The organism is Burkholderia ambifaria AMMD, from assembly GCF_000203915.1.
Classification (GTDB): domain Bacteria; phylum Pseudomonadota; class Gammaproteobacteria; order Burkholderiales; family Burkholderiaceae; genus Burkholderia; species Burkholderia ambifaria.
On record NC_008390.1, the window covers coordinates 3,280,961 to 3,304,316 of the forward strand.

Annotated in this window: 15 protein-coding genes; 11 read left to right on the forward strand and 4 right to left on the reverse strand. The window is 68.7% G+C overall.

Annotation, left to right across the window (positions count from 1 at the left end; translation table 11 throughout):
* Positions 1–195: 195 nt before the first annotated feature.
* Positions 196–1,272 (reverse strand): MBL fold metallo-hydrolase, encoded by a 1,077-nt coding sequence (locus BAMB_RS15030; protein WP_041491285.1) that lies wholly within the window; start codon positions 1,270–1,272, stop codon positions 196–198.
* Positions 1,273–1,624: 352 nt separating this feature from the next.
* Here BAMB_RS15030 and aceK point away from each other — a divergent pair, with 352 nt between their 5' ends.
* From aceK to bioB, 9 genes are all read left to right on the forward strand, one after another.
* The gene (aceK, locus tag BAMB_RS15035; protein WP_041491286.1) at positions 1,625–3,451 is read left to right on the forward strand and encodes a bifunctional isocitrate dehydrogenase kinase/phosphatase; all 1,827 of its coding nucleotides are present in this window, start codon (positions 1,625–1,627) and stop codon (positions 3,449–3,451) included.
* A 79-nt stretch (positions 3,452–3,530) separates the two neighbouring features.
* A complete protein-coding gene (can, locus tag BAMB_RS15040; protein ID WP_011658063.1) occupies positions 3,531–4,301 on the forward strand; it encodes a carbonate dehydratase in 771 nt (256 codons plus the stop codon).
* A gap of 129 nt (positions 4,302–4,430) precedes the next feature.
* Positions 4,431–5,108 (forward strand): SDR family oxidoreductase, encoded by a 678-nt coding sequence (locus tag BAMB_RS15045; protein WP_011658064.1) that lies wholly within the window; start codon positions 4,431–4,433, stop codon positions 5,106–5,108.
* Positions 5,109–5,147: 39 nt separating this feature from the next.
* Positions 5,148–5,585 (forward strand): YchJ family protein, encoded by a 438-nt coding sequence (locus tag BAMB_RS15050; RefSeq protein WP_011658065.1) that lies wholly within the window; start codon positions 5,148–5,150, stop codon positions 5,583–5,585.
* A gap of 108 nt (positions 5,586–5,693) precedes the next feature.
* Positions 5,694–6,950: a dienelactone hydrolase family protein gene (locus BAMB_RS15055; protein WP_011658066.1), complete on the forward strand. Its 1,257-nt coding sequence runs from the start codon at positions 5,694–5,696 to the stop codon at positions 6,948–6,950.
* Between the two features lie 817 nt (positions 6,951–7,767).
* Positions 7,768–9,114, forward strand: coding sequence for an adenosylmethionine--8-amino-7-oxononanoate transaminase (bioA, locus tag BAMB_RS15060; RefSeq protein ID WP_082089608.1), 1,347 nt, complete (start codon positions 7,768–7,770; stop codon positions 9,112–9,114).
* Positions 9,111–10,526: an 8-amino-7-oxononanoate synthase gene (gene bioF, locus BAMB_RS15065; protein ID WP_011658068.1), complete on the forward strand. Its 1,416-nt coding sequence runs from the start codon at positions 9,111–9,113 to the stop codon at positions 10,524–10,526. The genes bioA and bioF overlap by 4 nt, the downstream gene beginning before the upstream one ends.
* Positions 10,523–11,242, forward strand: coding sequence for a dethiobiotin synthase (bioD, locus tag BAMB_RS15070; protein ID WP_011658069.1), 720 nt, complete (start codon positions 10,523–10,525; stop codon positions 11,240–11,242). The genes bioF and bioD overlap by 4 nt, the downstream gene beginning before the upstream one ends.
* Positions 11,243–11,297: 55 nt before the next feature.
* Complete coding sequence (bioB, locus tag BAMB_RS15075; protein WP_006750874.1) at positions 11,298–12,317, forward strand: biotin synthase BioB; 1,020 nt, start codon at positions 11,298–11,300, stop codon at positions 12,315–12,317.
* A 101-nt stretch (positions 12,318–12,418) separates the two neighbouring features.
* Here bioB and BAMB_RS15080 read toward each other — a convergent pair whose 3' ends face one another.
* Both BAMB_RS15080 and BAMB_RS15085 read right to left on the reverse strand, forming a co-directional pair.
* The gene (locus BAMB_RS15080; RefSeq protein ID WP_011658070.1) at positions 12,419–13,144 is read right to left on the reverse strand and encodes a copper homeostasis protein CutC; all 726 of its coding nucleotides are present in this window, start codon (positions 13,142–13,144) and stop codon (positions 12,419–12,421) included.
* A gap of 98 nt (positions 13,145–13,242) precedes the next feature.
* A complete protein-coding gene (locus BAMB_RS15085) occupies positions 13,243–14,529 on the reverse strand; it encodes a sensor domain-containing phosphodiesterase (protein ID WP_011658071.1) in 1,287 nt (428 codons plus the stop codon).
* 291 nt (positions 14,530–14,820) lie between these two features.
* Between BAMB_RS15085 and BAMB_RS15090 the strand changes: the two genes are divergently transcribed.
* Positions 14,821–16,488: a Na+/H+ antiporter gene (locus BAMB_RS15090; RefSeq protein ID WP_011658072.1), complete on the forward strand. Its 1,668-nt coding sequence runs from the start codon at positions 14,821–14,823 to the stop codon at positions 16,486–16,488.
* 332 nt (positions 16,489–16,820) lie between these two features.
* Positions 16,821–18,239: a glycoside hydrolase family 1 protein gene (locus tag BAMB_RS15095; protein ID WP_011658073.1), complete on the forward strand. Its 1,419-nt coding sequence runs from the start codon at positions 16,821–16,823 to the stop codon at positions 18,237–18,239.
* A 137-nt stretch (positions 18,240–18,376) separates the two neighbouring features.
* Here BAMB_RS15095 and BAMB_RS15100 read toward each other — a convergent pair whose 3' ends face one another.
* Positions 18,377–21,949, reverse strand: coding sequence for an indolepyruvate ferredoxin oxidoreductase family protein (locus tag BAMB_RS15100; protein WP_011658074.1), 3,573 nt, complete (start codon positions 21,947–21,949; stop codon positions 18,377–18,379).
* Positions 21,950–23,356: the final 1,407 nt, after the last annotated feature.

A 23,356-nucleotide genomic window follows, 5' to 3' on the forward strand; every position in this document is an offset into this window, starting at 1 on the left:
CGCGAGCACGGTGTCGTCGATAGAGCGCGCGGATCGATATCCATTTCCATGCACCCCTCTCCCGTCAGCCGGATCATGCGTCGAGCTTCGCAAGCCCACGCGTGATCCGGTTTGCGTGGCATGGATCGCGTGGCCTACGGCGCTTGAAGCGAAAACGGCGACGACGTAGCGCCGCGCATCGAGCGGCCGGGGCGATCAGGCCCGCGCGTAGCGAATCACGCCGTCGTCGCCCTGCTCGCGCACGAGTTCGCCCGCGAGCCACAGCAGATTCAGGTGGGCGAGCGCTTCGCCGAGCGCGAACGTCATCTGGTGGATGTCGAGCTCGCGGCGGCGGAACATGATCGGCACGATGTCGGCGGCGCTCATCGGCTGCTCCGCGCAAGCCGTGCGCACTTCGTCGAGCCGCGCGTCGTGGTGCGCGCGCAGTTGCGCGATGCGCGTGCGCACGCCGCGGAACGGCTTGCCGTGCGACGGCAGCACGAGCGTGTCGGGCGCCATCGTTTCGTAGCGGCCGAGCGATTCGAGGTACAGCGCGAGCGGGTTCGCTTCCGGTTCGAGATCGAACACCGACACATTGGTCGAGATGCGCGGCAGCACCATGTCGCCGGAGATCAGCACGCCGTCCGCTTCGCTGTGCAGCGCGCAATGTTCAGGCGAATGGCCGTAGCCGGTGACGACGCGCCACGTGCGCGCGCCGATCTTCACCGCGTCGCCTTCGCGCAGGCGCCGGTAGCGCGGCGGCACGGCCGGCACGAGATCCGAGTAGTAGCTGCGGCGGCTGCGGAGTTTCTCGAGCGCGGCCGGATCGGTCAGGCCGTGGCGCGCGAAGTGATCGGCCGCGGCCGCGCCGCCGGCGTTCGAGCCGTTGCCGGCCGCCATCAGGCAGCCGAACATGTATTCGCCGAGCGTCATCCACAGCCGCACGTTCCAGCGGCCTTGGTCACCGCCTTCGCACAACCAGTTCGCGAGGCCGAAGTGATCGGGATGGCAGTGCGTGACGAGCACGCGCAGCACCGGCAGCCCGTCGAGATGCCGATCGAAGATCTGTTCCCAGTGCGTCCGGATCGCGTCCGACGAGATCCCGCAGTCGACGACCGTCCAGCCGGCCTGCCCATCGATCTCGTCGCGCAGCAGCCAGAGATTGATGTGATCGAGCGAAAACGGCAGCGGCATGCGCAGCCAGCGCACGCCGGGCGCGACCTCGAACGTGTCGCCCGCGGCGGGCAGCGTGTCGGCGAAGGGATAGTCGAGTTGGTGTTCCAGTGCGTTCATCGGTCGGGTGTCTCGTCGTTGTCGTTGCAGATGCAGCTGCAAATGCGGGGTACGTATGCGGGGGCAATGCGATTGCATGAGCGCGCGGGCGGCAGCCCGCGGCGGGCATCGCGTCGATTCTATCGCCGTCGCGTGAAACGCGTGCCCGGCGGGCGTCGGCCGCGCAAAAAAGTTCGTGTCAGAATCCGTTCCGTACCCGTATCTTTACGCGAAGATGCACCGAACGGCATGCAACCGCGCACAACCCGCGCATTGACGGCGCTTGGCGCCGGACCCCGAAACCCGTTGAAATGCCGACTTGGGCGCTAAAATGGCGGGTGCTTACAGTCCCTCTCGAACGAGCCTGCACGCAATGAATCACTTCCCCAAGCTGCTGTCGTCGCAGATCGGTTTCGACGTCGCGCAGACGATGCTCGAAAACTTCGACCGTCACTACCGGATCTTCCGGGAAGCCGCGGTCGACGCGAAGACGCTATACGAGCGCGCCGACTGGCACGGGCTGCAGCGGCTGGCGCGCGAGCGGATCACGTCGTACGACGATCGTGTGCAGGAATGCGTCGAGGTGCTGCAGGACGAATACGACGCGGAGAACATCGACGACGAAGTGTGGCAGCAGATCAAGCTGCACTACATCGGCCTGCTCACGTCGCACCGCCAGCCGGAGTGCGCGGAAACGTTCTTTAATTCGGTGTGCTGCAAGATCCTGCACCGCTCGTATTTCAGCAACGATTTCATCTTCGTGCGGCCCGCGATCTCGACCGAATACCTCGAGAACGACGAGCCGGCCGCGAAGCCGACCTATCGCGCGTACTACCCGGGCACCGACGGGCTCGCGGCCACGCTCGAGCGCATCGTCACGAACTTCCAGCTCGAGCCGCCGTTCGAGGATCTCACGCGCGACATCGGCTGCGTGATGCAGGCGATCACCGACGAATTCGGCGAGTTCGACGCCGCGCCGAATTTCCAGATTCACGTGCTGTCGTCGCTGTTCTTCCGCAACAAGAGCGCGTACATCGTCGGCCGCATCATCAACGCCGATCGCGTGCTGCCGTTCGCGGTGCCGATCCGCCACGTGCGCCCGGGCCTGCTCGCGCTCGACACCTTGCTGCTGCGCCGCGACCTGCTGCAGATCATCTTCAGCTTCTCGCACTCGTATTTCCTCGTCGACATGGGCGTGCCGTCCGCGTACGTGGAGTTTCTCTGCACGATCATGCCGGGCAAGCCGAAGGCCGAGATCTACACGTCGGTCGGCCTGCAAAAGCAAGGCAAGAACCTGTTCTACCGCGACCTGCTGCACCATCTGTCGCATTCGAGCGACCGCTTCATCATCGCGCCCGGGATCAAGGGCCTCGTGATGCTCGTGTTCACGCTGCCGTCGTTCCCGTACGTGTTCAAGATCATCAAGGATCACTTCCCGCCGCCGAAGGAAACGACGCGCGAGCAGATCATGGAGAAGTACCAGCTCGTGAAGCGCCACGACCGTCTCGGACGGATGGCCGACACGCTCGAGTATTCGAGCGTCGCGCTGCCGATCTCGCGGCTCGACCATGCGCTCGTGCGCGAGCTGGAGAAGGAGGTGCCGTCGCTGCTCGAATACGAGGACGGCAACCTCGTGATCAAGCACCTGTACATCGAGCGTCGGATGATCCCGCTCAACCTGTACCTGCAGAACGGCACCGACGCCGAGATCGAGCACGGCGTGAAGGAGTACGGCAACGCGGTGAAGGAGTTGATGAAGGCCAACATCTTCCCCGGCGACATGCTGTACAAGAATTTCGGCGTCACGCGCCACGGCCGCGTCGTGTTCTACGACTACGACGAGATCGAATACCTGACCGACTGCAACGTGCGGCGCGTGCCGCCACCGCGCAACGAGGAAGACGAACTGTCCGGCGAACCGTGGTATACCGTGGGCCCGCACGACATCTTTCCGGAAACCTACGGACCGTTCCTGCTCGGCGACCCGCGCGTGCGGGCCGTCTTCATGAAGCATCACGCGGACTTTTTCGAAGCCTCGCTGTGGCAGGCCAGCAAGGACAAGCTGCTGCAGGGCGAGCTGCCCGATTTTTTCCCGTACGACGTGTCGCTGCGTTTCAGCGTGCGCTACCCCGATCGCTTCGACGCGACGCCGGACGCAGGCGACGGCGACAGCGCGGGCAATGCGCAGCGCGCTGCATGACGCAGGCCGAATCGCACGCCCGGATCCAATCGAATCGAACCGTTATCGACCCGCTTTCCGCCAACGGAATCCACACCCGATGAATACTCAAGACAATCCGCTTTCACACCTGTTCGACAACAACGACGCCTGGGTCAAGCGCCAGCTCGCCGACGATCCCGACTTCTTCGCGCGTCTCGCCGACCAGCAGGCGCCGGAATATCTGTGGATCGGCTGCTCGGATTCGCGCGTGCCCGCGAACCAGATCATCGGCCTGCCGCCGGGCGAAGTGTTCGTGCACCGCAACATCGCGAACGTCGTCGTGCACAGCGACCTGAACTGCCTGTCGGTGATCCAGTTCGCGGTCGATATCCTGCGCGTGAAGCACATCATGGTGGTCGGCCACTACGGCTGCTCGGGCGTGAACGCAGCGCTGCACAACCGCCGCGTCGGCCTCGCCGACAACTGGCTGCACCACGTGCAGGACGTGCGCGAACGCCACGCGGCGCTGCTCGACGAATGGCCGGTCGGCGAGGCGCGCTATCGCCGCCTGATCGAACTGAACTCGATCGAGCAGGTCGTCAACGTGTGCCGCACGACGATCGTCAACGACGCGTGGGCGCGCGGCCAGTCGCTCACCGTGCACGGCCTCGTGTACGGCGTGCACGACGGGCGGATGCGCAACCTCGGGATGGCCGTGTCGAACTTCGACGCGCTCGACGCAACCTACAAGCGCTGCGTCGCGGCGCTCACCGCGCGCGGCCAGCATGCGCCGGACAACGACATGGTCGCGGCGGACGCCGCGCAGCTCGACGACGTCGCGCAGGCGGTCGCCGATACGCTCAAGCCGGCGTGCGGCGACGCGAAGTAACCGGCGCCGGCGCACACGCGCCGCGCGTCCTCCGGCTGAAGATGCACGCGAGCCTGGCCGCGACGGGTAGCGAACTGATCTGACACCGACACTGCCGCCACGGCGGTGCAACGCAAAGGAGCGGCGAACATGAAAACCGTACTGATCGTCGGCGCATCGCGCGGCTTGGGGCGCGAATTCGTCCGGCAATACCGCCGCGACGGCTGGAACGTGATCGCGACCGCCCGCGACGACGCATCGCTCGCCGCGCTGCGCGAACTCGGCGCGCAAGCGTATGCGCTCGACATCGCGCAACCCGAACAGATCGCGGCGCTCGGCTGGAAGCTCGACGGCGAACGGCTCGACGCGGCCGTGCTCGTGTCGGGCGTGTACGGGCCGCGCACCGAAGGCGTCGAGACGATCGGCGCCGAGGATTTCGACGCGGTGATGCATACGAACGTGCGCGGGCCGATGCAGCTGCTGCCGATCCTGCTGCCGCTCGTCGAGGACGCGCGCGGCGTGCTGGCCGTCGTCTCGAGCCGGATGGGCAGCATCGCGGAAGCGACCGGCACGACCGGCTGGCTGTACCGTGCGAGCAAGGCCGCGCTGAACGACGTGCTGCGCATCGCGTCGCTGCAGACGCGCCACGCCGCGTGCATCTCGCTCCATCCCGGCTGGGTGCGCACCGACATGGGCGGCGCGCAGGCCGCGATCGATCCGGAAACCAGCGTGACCGGCATGCGCCGCGTGATCGCCGAAGCCGGCGCGGACGTGTCCCGCGCCAACGGCCGTTTCTTCCAGTACGACGGCGTCGAGCTCAGTTGGTGAGCCGGCATGACAACCCGGCGTCGTTAATTCACGATTCGCATGAATTTGAACCGACCTGACGCGTGCCCGTGCGGCGGCGCGTCCCCCACTCCCGCCGGCAAAGCCCCGGCGCCGCGCTATGCGGCGTGCTGCGGGCGCTTCATCGACGGCGGCGAAGCCGCGCCCACCGCGCTCGAGTTGATGCGCTCGCGGTACACTGCGTACGTGCTCGGCGCGACCGACTACCTGCGCGCGACCTGGGACGCACGCACCTGCCCGGCCGATCTCGATGCCGACCCGAATGCGCCCGACGCGCCGCGCTGGCTCGGCTTGGCGGTCAAACGCCACGCGCTGCTGGACGAACGGCACGCGGAGGTCGAGTTCGTGGCCCGCTACAAGGTCGGCGGGCGCGCGTACCGGCTCCACGAGACGAGTCGCTTCGCCCGCGACGAGCACGGTTTCTGGCGTTATGTCGACGGCGAAGTAAGTGAACGCTGACAAATAGTTGCCGTGTCAGACGCCGGGTAATTCCCGCATTGCACAACCTGAATTTGTCGGGCTACGATGGCCCCTCGGATCGGTCATGTTGCATGGCAGGGCTTACGAATGGCGTTCAGCAAAGTATTGGTGGGATGGATGGCGGCCTGTGCGCTGTCGGCCGCTCAGGCCGGTGCGCTGCCGAACGCAAATACCGGCGCGGCCGCAGCCGCCGGCTCGCTCGCCCATGCCGAGCGCTTCGATTACGGCGATTCGCGCCTCCCGCAAGTTGCCGCGAACCTCAACGAACAAGTCATCAGCATTCCGGCCGATGCGTCGGGCACCGTGATGCTCGAGGCCACGCTGTTCAAGCCGGACGGCCCCGGCCCGTTCCCGCTCGTCGTCTTCAACCACGGCAAGAACACCGGCGATCTGCATCTGCAGCCGCGCAGCCGGCCGCTCGCGTTCGCCCGTGAATTCGTGCGCCGCGGCTATGCGGTGATCGCGCCGAACCGCCAAGGCTTCGCCGGGTCGGGCGGCACGTACCAGCAGGAAGGCTGCAACGTCCGCAAGAACGGCCTCGCGCAGGCCGCCGACGTCGCCGCGACGGTCCGCTACATGTCGCGTCAGTCGTACATCGATGCGTCGCGCATCGTCGTCGCCGGCACGTCGCATGGCGGCCTCGCGTCGGTCGCGTACGGCACCGAAGCGGCGCCCGGCGTGCGCGGCATCATCAACTTCTCCGGCGGGCTGCGCCAGGATCTCTGCGACGGCTGGCAGCGCAATCTCGTCGAAGCATTCGACCAGTACGGCGCGCATACGGCCGTGCGCTCGCTGTGGCTGTACGGCGACAACGATTCGGTGTGGACGCCCGCGCTCGTCGCGCAGATGCACGACGCGTACGTGTCGCACGGCACGCAGGCGCAGTTCATCGATTTCGGCCGCTACAAGGACGACGCGCACCGGCTGATCGTCGATCGCGACGGCGTGCCCGTGTGGTGGCCGGCCGTGCATGCGTTCCTCGCGGACCTGAGCCTGCCGACCTCGGTGCGCTATGCGGTCGCGAACCCGCACGAGCCGAATGCGACCGGCTACGCGTCGATCGATGCGGTCGAGGCGGTGCCGTTCCTCGACGCGGCCGGCCGCGAAGGCTATCGCCGCTTCCTGAGCCAGCATCCGAGCCGCGCGTTCGCGGTGTCCGCCGAAGGCGCGTGGTCGTGGGCCGAAGGCGGCGACGACCCGATGGCGCTCGCGCTCGACAACTGCACGAAGCAGGGTGCGGGTGCGTGCCGGCTGTATGCGGTGAACGACCGCGTCGTGTGGAACGGCGCGACGCAGACGGCCGACAACGGCGACGCCGATACGCACGCGCTGGCTTCGCGCTGATCGCGGATGGCGGATGGCGACGCCCAGGATCGGGCGGTTTCGGCATCGTCTTCTTCGCTTCTGTCCCTGCTCCCGGTAACTGAGCGCTCGCGCGGCGCGCAGCGGCGTTTGCATATCGCGACGCCCGGCATCCGGGGCTTTCGACATCAGCCCCTTTGCTCCTCTCCCTGCTCCCTGTACTGAACGCTCGCGCGGCTCGCAGCGGCGTTTGCATATCGCGACGCCCGGCGTCCGGGACTTTCAGCATCGTCCCCTTCTCGCTCCGCTCCCTGTACTGAACGCTCGCGCGGCCTGTAGCGGCGTTCACATATCGCGACGGCCAGCATCCGGGGCTTTCGGCATCGGCCCCTTCTCGCTCCTCTCCCTGTACTGAATGTTCGCGCGGCCCGCAGCGGCGTTCGCGCCCGCGCGCCGGATCATGTGAGCCGCCGAAGCGCGCCGCCCCACGATCTCCGTGAAGCCGTTTCACAGCGCCTTTCCCGATCCCCTTCGCCCGCCCCTTGCATCGGCGTCGCGCCTCGCGCCCCTTTTCCCTTCCCGCCCCGATTTTTGGTCCTCGCGCGCCGGTCCGCCTCACGATTTTTTTCTGTCAGGGGGTCTCACTCGAACGTCGTCATCTGCGCTCATTTCGGGATATCTGGCGCGTACCGTTCCGAGCACACCGGATCTGCGCCGAACTCCCGCCCGACAAGGCTTTGCGGCGTTTGTAACCGGTAGTGCAACGCGCGGCGGAACACGCTAATCTCAGCGCGTTTTCCGTCTGTCGCCGCGCGGCATCCGTTCGATGCCCGCCGCCGTTTTACCCCCCGGAGTCGCCTTGAGTACGCCAGCCACCGACGACTGGGTCGCGCGCAGCCTGCGCGCGGTCTGGCATCCCTGCACCCAGATGAAGCACCACGAGCGCCTGCCGCTCATTCCCGTCGCGCGCGGCGCGGGCGTGTGGCTGTACGACCGCGACGGCCGCCGCTACTTCGATGCGATCAGCTCATGGTGGGTGAACCTGTTCGGCCATGCGAACCCGGACATCAACGCGGCACTGAAGGACCAGCTCGACACGCTCGAGCACGCGATGCTCGCCGGCTGCACGCACGAGCCGGCGATCGAACTCGCCGAGCGGCTGCACGCGCTCACCGCGCGCACGCTCGGCCATGCGTTCTTCGCGTCGGACGGCGCGTCGGCGGTCGAGATCGCGCTGAAGATGAGCTTCCACGCGTGGCGCAACCGCGGCCGCGCGGACAAGCGCGAGTTCGTGTGCGTCGCGAACAGCTATCACGGCGAGACCATCGGCGCGCTCGGCGTGACCGACGTGGCGCTGTTCAAGGATGCGTACGATCCGCTGATCCGCAACGCACACGTGGTCGCGTCGCCCGATGCGCGCGGCGCGCAGCCGGGCGAAACGGCCGCCGACGTCGCGGGCCGCGCGCTCGACGACGTGCGGCGCCTGTTCGCCGAACGCGCGGACCGGATCGCCGCGCTGATCGTCGAGCCGCTCGTGCAATGCGCGGCCGGCATGGCGATGCACGATCCGTCGTACGTGCGCGGGCTGCGCGCGCTGTGCGACGAATTCGGCGTGCATCTGATCGCCGACGAGATCGCGGTCGGCTGCGGCCGCACCGGCACCTTCTTCGCGTGCGAACAGGCCGGCGTCTGGCCCGATTTCCTGTGCCTGTCGAAGGGCATCAGCGGCGGCTACCTGCCGCTGTCGCTCGTGCTCACGCGCGACGACGTGTTCGCGGCCTTCTACGACGACGACACGACGCGCGGCTTCCTGCATTCGCATTCGTACACGGGCAACCCGCTCGCGTGCCGCGCGGCGGTCGCGACGCTCGACCTGTTCGCGCGCGACGACGTGCTCGCCGCCAACACGCGCAAGTCGGCCGCGATGCGCGCCGCGCTCGCGCCGCTCGACGCGCACCCGCAGGTGCGTCACCTGCGCGAGCGCGGCACGCTGTTCGCATTCGACGTCGCGCTCGACGGCGACGCGGCACGCGGCTTCTCGCGGCGCTTCTTCGAGCGCGCGCTCGAACGCGAACTGCTGCTGCGTCCGATCGGCACGACTGTGTACCTGATGCCGCCGTACGTGATGAGCGACGACGACATCGCGTGGCTTGCGCAGCGCACGCGCGACACGCTGGATGCGACGCTCGCGGAGATCATGCAATGACACAAACGGCCCCAAGTTCACTTCGTTCGCTGCCCCCCGAGGGGGCGGCAACGACGAACCTGCTCGATACGCTGCAACGCGGCCTCGCCGAGCTCGACGCACAAGGGTTGCGCCGCGTGCGCCGCACCGCCGACACCGCGTGCGATGCGCACATGCGCGTCGACGGCCGCGACATCGTCGGCTTCGCGAGTAACGACTATCTCGGCCTCGCCGCGCACCCGGCGCTCGTCGCCGCGTTCGCCGAAGGCGCGCGGCGCTACGGCTCCGGCAGCGGCGGCTCGCATCTGCTCGGCGGCCATTCGCGCGCGCATGCCACGCTCGAGGACGAACTCGCCGGCTTCGCGGGCGGCTTCTCCGATGCGCCGCGCGCGCTGTACTTCAGCACCGGCTACATGGCGAACCTCGCCGCGATGACGGCGCTCACCGGCAAACACGCGACGATCTTCTCCGATGCGCTGAACCACGCGTCGCTGATCGACGGCATGCGGCTGTCGCGCGCGAACGTGCAGGTCTACCCGCATGCGGACATGGCCGCGCTCGCCGCGCTGCTCGACGCGTCCGACGCCGAAACGAAACTGATCGTCAGCGACACCGTGTTCAGCATGGATGGCGACATCGCGCCGCTCGCCGAACTCGTCGCGCTGGCCGAACGCCACGGCGCGTGGCTCGTCGTCGACGACGCGCACGGCTTCGGCGTGCTGGGGCCCCAGGGCCGCGGCGCGCTCGCGGCCGCCGCGCTGCGCTCGCCGAATCTCATCTACGTCGGCACGCTCGGCAAGGCCGCCGGCGTCGCGGGCGCGTTCGTGATCGCGCACGAGACCGTGATCGAATGGATGATCCAGCGCGCGCGCAGCTACATCTTCACGACGGCCGCGCCGCCGGCCGTCGCGCATGCGGTATCGGCGAGCCTGAAGGTGATCGCCGGCGACGAAGGCGACGCGCGACGCGCGCATCTCGCCGCGCTGATCGAACGCACGCGCGCGCTGCTGCGCATGACGCGCTGGCAGCCGGTCGACTCGCACACTGCCGTGCAGCCGCTCGTGATCGGCAGCAACGATGCGACGCTCGCGGCGATGCGCTCGCTCGACGCGCACGGCCTGTGGGTGCCCGCGATCCGGCCGCCGACGGTGCCCGTCGGCACGTCGCGGCTGCGCGTATCGCTGTCGGCCGCGCATTCGTTCGACGATCTCGCACGGCTCGAAGCAGCCTTGATCGAAGCCAGCGAGGGGCAGACCCGGCGGGAGGCAGAACAGCCCCCACGCTCACTGCGTTCGCTGCCCCCCGAGGGGGCTGCAGTCTCCGTTGGGGCGGCCCGGCGGGATGCAGAACAACCCCCACGCTCACTGCGTTCGCTGCCCCCCGAGGGGGCTGCAGCCTCCCTTGGGGCGGCCCGGCGGGAGACTGCGGCATGACCGCCCCGCTCTCGCTGTTCGTCACCGGCACCGACACCGAAATCGGCAAGACCTTCGTCTCGGCTGCGATGCTGCACGGCTTCGCGCGGCATGGCCTGCGTGCAGCCGCGCTGAAGCCCGTCGCGGCGGGCGCGTATGAACGCGACGGTGTCTGGCGCAACGAGGACGCCGACCAGCTCGACGCGGCCGCCAACGTCGTGCTGCCGCCCGAGCTGCGCACGCCGTTCCTGCTGAAGGCGCCCGCCGCGCCGCACATCGTCGCCGCGCAGGAAGGCGTGACGCTCGACATCGACACGATCGTCGCGTGCCATCGCGAAGCGCTGACGCGCGCGGACGTCGTCGTCGTCGAGGGCGTCGGCGGCTTCCGCGTGCCGCTCACCGACACGCAGGACACGGCCGATCTCGCGGTCGCGCTCGGCCTACCGGTGGTGCTCGTCGTCGGCGTGCGGCTCGGCTGCATCAGCCATGCGCTGCTCACCGCCGACGCGATTCGCCAGCGCGGCCTCACGCTCGCCGGCTGGGTCGCGAACCACGTCGACCCGGCGATGTCGTACGCCGACGAGAACGTCGCGACGATTCGCGACTGGCTCGCCCGCGAGCACGGCGCGCCGCTGCTCGGCCGCATTCCGCACATGAGCCCGGCCGCCGCCGAATCCGCCGCGGCGATGCTCGACATCGCCGCGCTCGTCGAGACGCTGCGCGCCGCGCAGCATTGACCCAACAGAAACAGATCCCCCGATCCCTCATCCCCGTCCAGGACAGGAAAACGATATGACCCAAGCCCAGACCGCCACCGTGCAACCCGACGCGATTCCTGTCGCCGCTCCGGCCTCGCAGCGCTGGCGCGTCGCCGACGTCGTCGCGCTGTTCGAGCTGCCGTTCAACGACCTGATCTTCCGCGCGCAGCAGGTGCATCGCGAACACTTCGACGCGAACGCGGTGCAGCTGTCGACGCTGCTGTCGATCAAGACGGGCGGCTGCGAGGAAGATTGCGGCTACTGCTCGCAGTCGTCGCACCACGACACGGGCCTGAAGGCCGAGAAGCTGATGGACGTCGACGCGGTGCTCGACGCCGCGCGCGCGGCGAAGGCGAACGGCGCGAGCCGCTTCTGCATGGGCGCCGCATGGCGCAACCCGAAGGAGCGCCACATGCCAGCGCTGACCGAGATGGTGCGTGGCGTGAAGGAACTCGGCCTCGAAACCTGCATGACGCTCGGCATGCTGGAAGACGAACAGGCGCAGGAACTCGCGAACGCGGGCCTCGACTACTACAACCACAACCTCGACACGTCGCCGGAGTTCTACGGCCAGGTGATCTCGACGCGCACGTACCAGGATCGCCTCGACACGCTCGACCGCGTGCGCGACGCGGGCATCAACGTGTGCTGCGGCGGCATCATCGGGATGGGTGAATCGCGCCGCGAACGCGCGGGCCTGATCTCGCAGCTCGCGAACCTGAACCCGTATCCGGATTCGGTGCCGATCAACAACCTCGTCGCGATCGAAGGCACGCCGCTCGAAGGCACCGCACCGCTCGACCCGTTCGAATTCGTGCGCACGATCGCGGTCGCGCGCATCACGATGCCGAAGGCCGTCGTGCGCCTGTCGGCCGGCCGCGAGCAGCTCGACGACGGGCTGCAGGCGATGTGCTTCCTCGCCGGCGCGAACTCGATGTTCTACGGCGACCAGCTGCTGACGACGAGCAACCCGCAGTCGCAGAAGGATCGCGCGCTGTTCGAGCGCCTCGGCATCCGCGCGAGCGACGCGGACGCGATGCAGGCGAACGCGTAAGCGGCAGCACCGCGTACCAACGAAAAAGCCGGGGCATGCCCCGGCTTTTTCTTGCCCGATCGTCCGCATCGGGTCGCGCTGCGCGTCGCGAAGCGTGCGCGTCACACGTGCGCCGCCGCGCCGTCGAGCGCCGCGCGCACGCGCTCGACCTGCTGGGCGTCGACGGGCGCCAGCACCTCGCCGCGCACCCGCACGCCCGAGCCGAAATGCACCGCGAGCACGCCGGTCGCGCGGACGAAATCGCCGACCGCATCGACCGTCAGCCCCGAGCCGGCCAGCACCGTGCAGGTCGAGCCGGCCGCCTGCCGCACCATCCGCGTGATCGTCGCGACCGCGTCGAGCACCGACGGATGGCCGCCCGACGTCAGCACCGACGTGACGGCCGGCACGCGCAGCAGCGCGTCGAAGGCGGCGTTCAGGTCGCGTGACACGTCGAACGCGCGGTGGAACGTCAGATCGCGCCCGTCAGCGGCGGCCGCGATGCGGGCGAGCGCGTCGAGATCGACGTCGCCGCGCGCATCGAGCGCCCCGAATACGACGCCGTTCGCGCCGGCCGCGACGGCCGCGCGCACGTCGCGTTCGATCACGCGCAGGTCGTCGGCGTCGTAGACGAACGAGCGGCTGTGCGGGCGCACGATCACGTTGACCGGAATCGGCACCGCGGCCACGACGGCCTCGATCAGGCCGACGCTCGGCGTCAGGCCGCCTTCGGTGATCGCGGTCACGAGTTCGAGGCGGTCGGCGCCCGCGCGGGTGGCGGCCTTCGCGTCGCCGACGGTCGTGGCGATCACTTCGAGGAGGACGGAGGAACGGGCGGTACGGTTCATCGGCGGCTCGCGAATCGTCAGGACAATTCGCGCATCCTAGCCGAGCGGCGTGAACCGCGCCAGCGCGACGCCCGCCCGACGCCCGCCCGACTCCCGCGCTACGCGCCGCCAACCTCCTCGTCGAACCAGTCGATATCGCCGCACAGCACGTGCTGCGCGTCGCCGATGCGCACGGCCACCGACAGCGTCACGCACGGCTGCGCCTCGTTGATCGACAGGTACGGACGCGTCACCTGCACGCGCCCCGGCTCGGCGATCGCCGTGCGGAAGTACGGCCGGCGCAGCCAGTTCGCCCCCTGCGCATCCGACAGCGGCGAGAAGCGCGCCTCGGCGAGCGCGCGGTCCGCGCGCAACACGACGTTACGACCTGCCTGGCGGCCCCGCGCGTCGAGCAGGAAGCAGCGCGCGGCGGCGTCGAGCGCGAGGAAGTTCCAGCACACCTCGTCGAGCGGCTCGCCGGCCGCCACCCGCTCGGCCGCGCGCTCGAATGCGCGCAAGTACGGCGCGAGCCGCTGCGCGTCGCGCCGCTCGCGCGCTTCGGTCTGCTCGCGAAAGCGCTCGGTCAGCTCGCCGATGCAGCCGGTCGCCGCCGCGCTGTCGGGCAGCCCGGGCGCCGGGCGGCCGAAGTAATAGCCCTGCACGAAATCGGCCTCGCACGACAGCGCGATCTGCGCGTCGTGCTCGGTCTCGATCCCTTCGACGAGCACCAGCTTGCCGGCCTCGTGCAGCAGCGTGACGAGCCCGTGCAGGATCGCGGTGAGCCCCGTGCGGTGCGCCGCGTGGGACAGCATGATCCGGTCGAGCTTCACGATGTCGGGGTTCAGCTGCCAGATCCGCTCGAGGTTCGAGTGGCCGGCGCCGAAATCGTCGAGCGCGATCAGGAAGCCCTGCGCGCGGAACTCGCGCACGGCCTCGGCGAGCCGCTCGACGTCTTCCGCGCGCTGCTCGAGTACTTCGAGCACGACGCGACGCGGCGGCATGCCGATCCGCTTCAGGTTCGCGAGCAGCGCGGCGGCCTGGAACGGATCGGTGAGCACGCCCGGATGCACGTTGAGGAACAGCCACTCGCGCTCGGCGCCGAGCAGCGCGAAGTTCTCGAGATGCAGCGCCTGCGCGAGCCGGTCGAGCTGCAGCAACTCGCCCTGGCGCGCGGCCTCGCCGAACACGTCGAGCGGCGACACCGCGCGGTCGAGCGCGTCATGCGCGCGCAACAGCGCCTCGTAGCCCACCGCACGCTGGTGCGACAAGCTGAAGATCGGCTGGAACACGGTCGTGAGCGACAGGTCGCGATGCCGCGTCGCCAGACGTTCGAGGCCGGAGCTCATCTCCCGCTCGAAACGATACGGCGACGCGGTGGCCGGGCGCTCCTGCTGCACGATCGTCATGGCTTCCTCCTGGCGGTGCAGCCGAACGCGGCGGTGGTTCGAGATGGCGCGCGCAATGTCATGGTCGAATCCTCGGTTGTCCGGCCGGTGCCGGACGGTACGCAAGCATCAAGCAAGCTTCGTGCAAGGGCTGAACACGCGCGCCACGCCTGCGTGCGGCGCCGCCGCACCAGTGTGGCGCGGGCGGGATGCACCGTTTGCGTGCACGCGCACCGGCGCACTCGAACGCGCCCGTCACGTCGTCACGCTAAACTCCGTCCGGTCGTTTCATTCTCCACAATTGCCGTATCGATGGAAATCGTCTTCACAGTCCTGATTCTGCTGCTCACCGTCGCGCTGTCCGGCGCGGCCACGCGCGTGCTGCCGTTGCGGCTTCCGCTGCCGCTGATGCAGATCGCGTTCGGCGCGATGCTCGCGTGGCCGAAGCTCAACCTGCACGTCACGTTCGATCCCGAAATCTTCATGCTGCTGTTCATTCCGCCGCTGCTGTTCGCGGACGGCTGGCGGATTCCGAAACGCGAGCTGTACCTGCAGCGCCGCGCGATCCTGATGCTCGCGTTCGGGCTCGTGTTCATGACCGTACTCGCAGTCGGCTACTTCGCGCACTGGCTGATACCCGAGTTGCCGCTGCCGATCGCGTTCGCGCTCGCGGCCGTGCTGTCGCCCACCGACGCGGTCGCGCTGTCGGGCATCGCCGGCCGTGGCCGGATTCCGCCGCAACTGATGCACATCCTCGAAGGCGAAGCGCTGATGAACGATGCGTCGGGCCTCGTCGCGCTGAAGTTCGCAGTCGCGGCCGCGCTCACGGGCGTGTTCTCACTGCGCGACGCGTCGATCACGTTCGTGATCGTCGCGGCCGGCGGCCTGGCGACGGGCGCGGTCGTCGCGTGGCTGTTCAGCGCGCTGTCGACGCGCTTCCTGAACGCCGAGCAGGAAGGCGACCCGGCCCCCGGGATCGTGATGACGCTGCTCGTGCCGTTCGCCGCCTATCTGTTCGCCGAGCACCTCGACCTGTCGGGCGTGCTCGCGGCCGTGTCGGCCGGGATGATGATGAATTACACGAGCTTCTCCCGCAAAAGCACCGTCGCGTCGCGCGTGCGTGCCGAAAGCACGTGGGCGATGATCGAGTTCGTGTTCAACGGCATGGTGTTCATCATGCTCGGGCTGCAGTTGCCGCACATCATCGGCCGCGCGCTCGTCGACGCGCACCACACGAGCGACGCGCTCGTCGGCCGGATGATCTTCAACGTGTGCGCGATGATGCTCGCGCTGTATGCGATCCGCTTCCTGTGGGTCTGGCTGCTGCGCTGGATCGCGAGCCGCCGCGCCGCGCGCCACGGCCTCGCGGGCACGATGGCCGGCATCCGCACGATCGCGGTGATGACGGTCGGCGGCGTGCGCGGCGCGGTCACGCTCGCGGGCGTGCTGTCGATTCCCGTCGCGCTGTCCGACGGCTCACCGCTGCCGGGGCGGGACACCGCGATCTTCGTCGCGTCGGCGGTGATACTCGGCTCGCTGATCGTCGCGGTGATCGGGCTGCCGCTGCTGCTGCGCGGCGTGCGCTCGACGCGCAACCCGCTCGCCGACGAGGAACGCACCGCGCGCGCGGCCGCCGCGCAGGCCGCGATTCGCGCGATCGACTCGTCGCACGACGCGATCTCGGCCGATCTCGACGAATCGGGCGCCGCGCGCTGCGCGGACATTTCCGCGCGCGTGATGGATCAGTACCGCCGCCGCCTGGCCGCACTCGCCGAGGACGGCCCGACGCCGCGCGCGGAAGCGAAGCAGACCGAGACGATGGAACTGCAGATGCGGATCGCGGCGGTGCGCGCGGAACGCTCGGTGCTGTACCGGCTGCGCGGCGAAAGCAAGATTTCCGACGAGACGCTGACGAAGCTGATCCGCGAGATCGACCTGTCGGAAACGGCGCTGTCGACGCGCAAGAAAGGGATCGTCTGACGCTCGGGCCGCGCAGCGGCCTGCTGCGACGCCCGTCGCATGCAACGCGGGACTAGACGCTTCCCTCTAGAAGCCGGCATTCAATTGGCGGCATATTCAAAAAACTTAAACGAGACATCCGTATCCTGTGTTGCGGGCCGTCACGATACCGGCGCCCGCATGCGTGCCGGGCCTGGCAATTCCATCCGGCCCGCTCATCCCATGTGTCTTCCGCGAACGTCGAGGGCCGGACGCATTGATCCGGCGCGCGCGCATTTCGCTGCGCCCCATGCCTCTTTAATCGCAATCCTAATCAAAACGCGGATGCCATTCGCCGCACAACGAGTAAGCCCATGATCAAACCCATCTCGCTTCAGAGCCGCCGACGATTTCTGGCGCAAGGCACCGCCATGCTCGGCAGCGGCATGCTGTCCGCCTGCGGCGGCGATTCGATCGACTCCGACGCCTCCGCCCGCTTCGCCGACGACTTCGTGTGGGGCGTCGCCACCGCCGCGCCGCAAATCGAAAGCCGCGACGGCCGCGGGCGCAGCAACTGGGACGTGTTCGCCGACCAGCCCGGCACGATCGCCGACGGCTCGACGAATGCGCGCTGCATCGAATTCGAGAAACGCTACCCGGGCGACCTCTCGCTGCTCGCGAACGCGGGCGTCCAGGGATTCCGGTTCTCGACCGCGTGGCCGCGCGTGCAGCCGGACGGCCCCGGCGCGGCGAGCGAAGCGGGCCTCGCCACCTACGATCGCATGGTCGACGCGATGCTCGAGCGGCACCTCACGCCCTACCTGACGCTGTTTCACTGGGACATTCCGGTGTGGGCCGGAGATTTTCGTGACCGCGACATTGCGTACCGGCTGGCCGACTACGCGCAGCAGGTGTCGCGCCGGCTCGGCGACCGGGTCAAGCACTGGATGATGCTGAACGAGCCCAACGGCGTCGCGCTGTCCGGCTACGCGTACGGCGCGTCGCCGCCGCGCGCGCAGTCCATGGGGGCGATGTTCGCCGCGATCCACCATCAGAACCTCGCGCAGGGGCTGATGTTCCAGGCCGTGCGTTCGAACGTGCGCGGCGCGGCGCAGGTCGGCACCACGATCAGCGGGCGGCCGGTGCATGCGGCCACGAATGCGGCCGCCGATCAGGCGGCCGCCGCGCAGTTCGACGCGATCTGGCATCGCGCGTTTCTCGACCCGCTGTACGGCAAGGGCTATCCGGCCGAGCTGCAGGCGGCGCTGGCGCCGCTCGTGCAGCCGGGCGACATGGCGACGATCGCGGCGAACCCGGATTTCCTCGGCGTGCAGTATTACAACTGCTTCTACGTGAAGGCCGGCGCCAACGGCACCGGCTTCGCGCTGGCCGCCAGCCCGGCGAACGAAACCCAGACGCTGGGATATCCGGTCGAGCCGTACGGGATGTCCGAGATGCTGCTGCGCGTCCATCGCGACTACGGCGCGCCGCGCATCGTCGTCACCGAGACCGGGTTCGCGATCGCCGAGCCCGCGCCGAGCGGCGGCATCGTCGACGACGGCCCGCGTATCGACTACCTCGCGAGCTACCTGAACGCCGCGCACAACGCGTATCGGCAGGGCGTGCGCCTCGGCGGGGTGTTCTACTGGGCCGGAATGGATAGCTGGGAGTGGTCCAGCGGCTTCGCGAAGAAATTCGGGCTGATCCACGTCGACCCGGCAACGCAGCAACGCGTGCCGAAACGCAGCCTCGCGTACTACTCGCGCTGCATCGCCGGCAATCGCGTCGCGTAGGCGGCGTAGGGCGCGCGGGCCGGCAGGCGGGCGGCCTGCGAACCCACGCGCCCGCCTGCCCGCGGCGCCCCGCCCGCCGTCGGGCGGGCGCGTCGTCCCCCGGTCCCCGCAGCGAATCGCCGCTCCGCGCGTTCGCGTTACTTCGCGACGACGACCGGAATGCCCTTCAGCATCCCCGCGCCCTTCATCTCGTCGAGCGCGTGCTGCACGGCCGCGCTCGTCGCCGCGTCGATGCCGAGCTGCAGCGCGAGCTCACGCTCCGTACGCTTCACGCCGGCCAGATTGCGCACCTTCACGTGACCGAAGCCGCGCACGCGGGCATGCAGGTCGGCCAGCTGCGCGACCTGCGCGGCATTGCCGGCCGTCAGCGCGGCGAGCGCGCGCGTGAGCGTCGTCTCGTAGTCGTCCGCGAGCGCGCGCTCCATCCTGCGCTCGGCCGTGCGGCCGAACGGATCGAGCCACGTGCCGCGCAGGCTGCGCACGCGCGCCAGCATGCCGAATACCGGCCACATCCACTGGCCGAACACGCGCTTCTTCGGCGCGCTGCCGTCGCGTCCGGCCTTCGCGACCGTCGGCGGCGCCAGGTTGAACTTCACGCGATAGGCCTGCCCCGGCACGCCTTCGAACTGCGCTTCGAGCGCCGTGCGGAACGCGCCGTCCGCATACAGCCGCGCGACCTCGTACTCGTCCTTCACCGCGAGCAGCCGGTAGAACGTCGTCGCAACCGCACGCGTCAGCGCGTCGTCGCCCTTCGCGCGCGCCGCGTTCACCAGCGCACGGTAGCGCTCGACGTAACGCGCGCCGCCGTATGCGTCGAGGCGCGCTTCGCGATCGGCGATCAGTTCGGCGAGCGTCTCCGGCGCGGCCTGCGCGGCCACCGTGTGACGCGCGTTCCACAATGCATCGAGGCCCGCCGCGTCGCCGGCCGCCATCCGGCCGATCGAGAACGCGAGCTTGTTCATCGGCACCGCGACGTTGTTCAGTTCGATCGCGCGCATCATCGCGGCGAGCGACACCGGCACGAGGCCGAGCTGCCACGCGTAGCCGAGCATCAGGATGTTCGCGCCGATCGAGTCGCCGAGGAATTTCGCGGCAAGCGCCTGCGCGTCGCAGCTCGACAGGTAGCCGTCGCCGGCCGCGTGATGCATCTTCTCGAGCAGCGCATCCGCGTGCAGGTTTGCGTCGGGATTCTGCACGAACGATGCGTTCGGAATCCGGTGCGTGTTGACGACGATCCGCGAACGCTCGTGGCGCACCGTCTGCAGCGCCTCGGCACTCGCGCCGACGACCATGTCGCACGCGAGCAGCACGTCGGCCTGCTGCGTGTCGATGCGCACCTGGTTCAGCCATTTGTCGCTCGACGCGATCCGCACGAACGACAGCACCGAGCCGCCCTTCTGCGCAAAGCCCATGAAGTCGAGCACCGATGCGCTCTTGCCTTCGAGATGCGCGGCCATGCTGATCAGCGCGCCGACCGTCACGACGCCCGTGCCGCCGACGCCCGTCACGAGCATGTCGAACGGCGCCGCGTCGAGATGCGTCGCGGGCACCGGCAGCGCATCGACGCGCGCGGCGAGCGCCGCCTCGTCGAACGCCGCGCCCGCGGCCTTCTTCAGTGCCGCGCCTTCGACCGTCACGAAGCTCGGGCAGAAGCCGTTCACGCACGAGTAGTCCTTGTTGCACGACGACTGGTCGATGCGACGCTTGCGGCCGAGCGGCGTCTCGAGCGGCTCGACCGACAGGCAGTTCGACTGCACGCCGCAGTCGCCGCAGCCTTCGCACACCGCGTCGTTGATGAACAGGCGCTTGTCCGGGTCGGGGAACTCGCCCTTCTTGCGGCGGCGACGCTTCTCGGCCGCGCAGGTCTGGTCGTAGATCAGCACGGTGACGCCCGGCGTCTCGCGCAGCTCGCGCTGCACGGTGTCGAGCTCGCTGCGGTGATGGAACGTCGTGCCGGCCGGGAACTGCCCGTGATGGCCGTCGTACTTCTCCGGTTCGTCGGACACCACCACGAAGCGCGACACGCCTTCCGCCTCGACCTGCCGCGCGATCTGCGGCACCGAGATGCTGCCGTCGACCGGCTGGCCGCCCGTCATCGCGACCGCGTCGTTGTAGAGGATCTTGTACGTGATGTTCGCCTTCGCGGCGACCGCCTGGCGGATCGCGAGGATGCCAGAGTGGAAGTAGGTGCCGTCGCCGAGGTTCTGGAACACGTGCTTCGTGTTGGTGAACATCGCGTGCGCAGCCCAGTCGACGCCCTCGCCGCCCATCTGGATCAGGCCCGTCGTGTCGCGCTCCATCCACGACGCCATGAAGTGGCAGCCGATGCCGGCCTGCGCGATCGAGCCTTCCGGCACCTTCGTCGACGTGTTGTGCGGGCAGCCCGAGCAGAAGTACGGCGTGCGCTTCACCGCGTCCGCCTCGTTCGACAGGATCCGCGGCGCGACGAGATCGACGACGCGTTCGCGGCGATCGAGCGCCGGCTTGTGGCGCGCGAGCCATTCGGCGAACACCGGCAGGATCCGCGACGGCCGCAGCTCGCCGAGTTCGGACAACAGGCAGGCACCCTGCGCATCGTGCTTGCCGAGCACGCGCGGGCGGGCGCCGTCCGCGCGGTTGTACAGGTAGTCCTTGATCTGCTGCTCGACGACAGGGCCCTTCTCCTCGATCACCAGCACTTCGGCGAGCCCGTCGACGAAGGTCTCGATGCGCGTCATCTCGAGCGGATACGACAGGCCGACCTTGTAGATCCGCACGCCGGCCGCGTCGAGGTCGGCCACCGTCAGGTCGAGACGGCGCAGCGCTTCCATCAGGTCGAGGTGCGCCTTGCCGCAGGTGACGATGCCGACGTTCGCCTGCGCGCTCGGCGCGATCCACTTGTCGATGCTGTTGGTGCGCGCGAAGTGGCGCACCGCGTCGAGCTTCGCGGCGAGGCGCGCCTCGATCGTAAGGCTCGGCAGGTCGGGCCAGCGGTTGTGCAGGCCGCCCGCCGGCGGCGTGAAGCCCGCCGGCGCCGGCCATTGCGTCTGCAGCGCGTCGAGGTCGACGGTCGAGCCGGACTCGACCGTCTCCGAGATCGCCTTGAAGCCGACCCATGCGCCCGAATAGCGCGACAGCGCCCAGCCGTACAGGCCGAACTCGAGCATGTCGGCGATGTTCGACGGGTTCACGACCGGCATGTGCCACGCGATCATCGCGAAGTCGCTCTGGTGCGGCATCGACGACGACACGCAGCCATGGTCGTCGCCCGCCACCACCAGCACGCCGCCGTGCGGCGACGAACCGTATGCGTTGCCGTGCTTCAGCGCGTCGCCGGCGCGATCGACGCCGGGGCCCTTGCCGTACCACATCGCGTACACGCCATCGACGGTGCGCTCCGGGTCAGCCTCGACGCGCTGCGTGCCGAGCACCGCGGTGCCGCCGAGTTCCTCGTTGATCGCGGGCAGGAAGCGCACGCCGCTGCCGTCGAGCAGCTTCTGCGCCTTCCACAGCTGCTGGTCGACCATCCCGAGCGGCGAACCGCGGTAGCCGCTGACGAAGCCGGCCGTGTTGAGTCCCTGCGCGACGTCGGATGCGCGCTGCATCAGCAACAGGCGCACCAGCGCCTGCGTGCCGGTGAGGAAGATCCGGCCGCGCGTGGCGGTCAGGTTGTCGGTCAGACGATAGTCGGATAGAGCGGGCGTACCGTCGACAGGCAGGCGGGCGGTCATGGGGGATGTCTCCTGATTGTGCTGTTCTGGGCCGCGCACCGGGGCGTCGGACGACGCCGGCCGGAGGTGGCTGGATGGCTCTATTTTTTCGCGGGGACGCGAGAAAGTTTTTTCTCATCTTGCTCGGGCGGCGCCGAAGTGAGAAAAACTGCGCAGGTTTCGGGCGGGAATTGAGAGAGTTTTCGCGCGGGATGGTGGGCGGCGGTTGGGGGTCGGTCGGGATGGGGGGGCGCTTGCGTCGAAATGGCTGGAGATGAGCGGGACGCAGCGCGCGGGCGCGACGGCGGGTGCTCGCGGCCCGTGCGACAAGGGTTTGGGCGCGAAACGGCCGCGCGCTCACCGATGGAATGCACAGCGTTCGGATTGGTTGCGGGCTCGGGATGTCCACAATGCCGGGGGTTGCCGGCCGAGTTGGTGATCGCGCTCACCGTTCAATCGCACAGGGTTTCGAGTCGCGCCGGGGGCCGGATGTCCACACCTCGATCGGTCCGCAGCTCAAGCGGATTCCGACGCTCACCGTTGAAATCCACAGCGCGACGATTCGATGCCGGCAGGAGATATCCACACCGCCGCATCCCTCCCTCGCCGCTGGGACGTTCGCTCTCACCTTCCGGATGCACAGGGTCGTGAGTCGATTCGGCTGCAGGATATCCACATGTCCGTCCGGCCTTGGTGCGTGCGGTTGCGCGGTCGAACGGGGCGCCAATCCGGGTGTGGATATCGCCGCCCGCGGACACTCCGAACCCTGTGAATTTCGACGGTGAGTGACGGCACGCGCTCGAATGAGGATGCCGATTCGGGTGTGGACAGCTCGTTCCGCGACGACTCCAAACGCTGTGAATTTCGACGGTGAGTGGCGGCGCGCGCTCGAACAAGGGCGTCCAATTCGGGGGCGAACAGCCCACTCCGCGACGACCCTAAACGCTGTGAATTTCGACGGTGAGGGACAGCAGACAATCAAACGAGCACGCCGATTCGGGTGCGAATCGCTCGATCCGCGACGACACCAAACACTGTGAATTCCATCGGTGAGCGGCGGCGCGACGATCGAATGACGGCGCTGATTCGGATGTGGACAGCCCAACCCGAGAGCAGCCGAGACGTTGTGAAATTCAAGGGTGAGCGTGGGGATCCTGTCGCCCGAGGGCGCCGCTTCAGCGCGAACGCCCGCGCTCCCAAACCGTTCGGCGGCCCATGCATCCGAATTCGCGCAGACGCGGCACAGCCGCCCTCACCGCGGAAATACACAGCACGCCGACTAGCTTCCGCGACCGGCTATCCGCATCGGCTCACGGACTCGAATGGACCGCGCGATCCCGAGTGCGGTTAGAATGCGCGACCCTCGAAACCGTGTCGACGATCGGAAACGGGCACGCGGCTCGATCTGCCGCCGACGCTCACCATCGA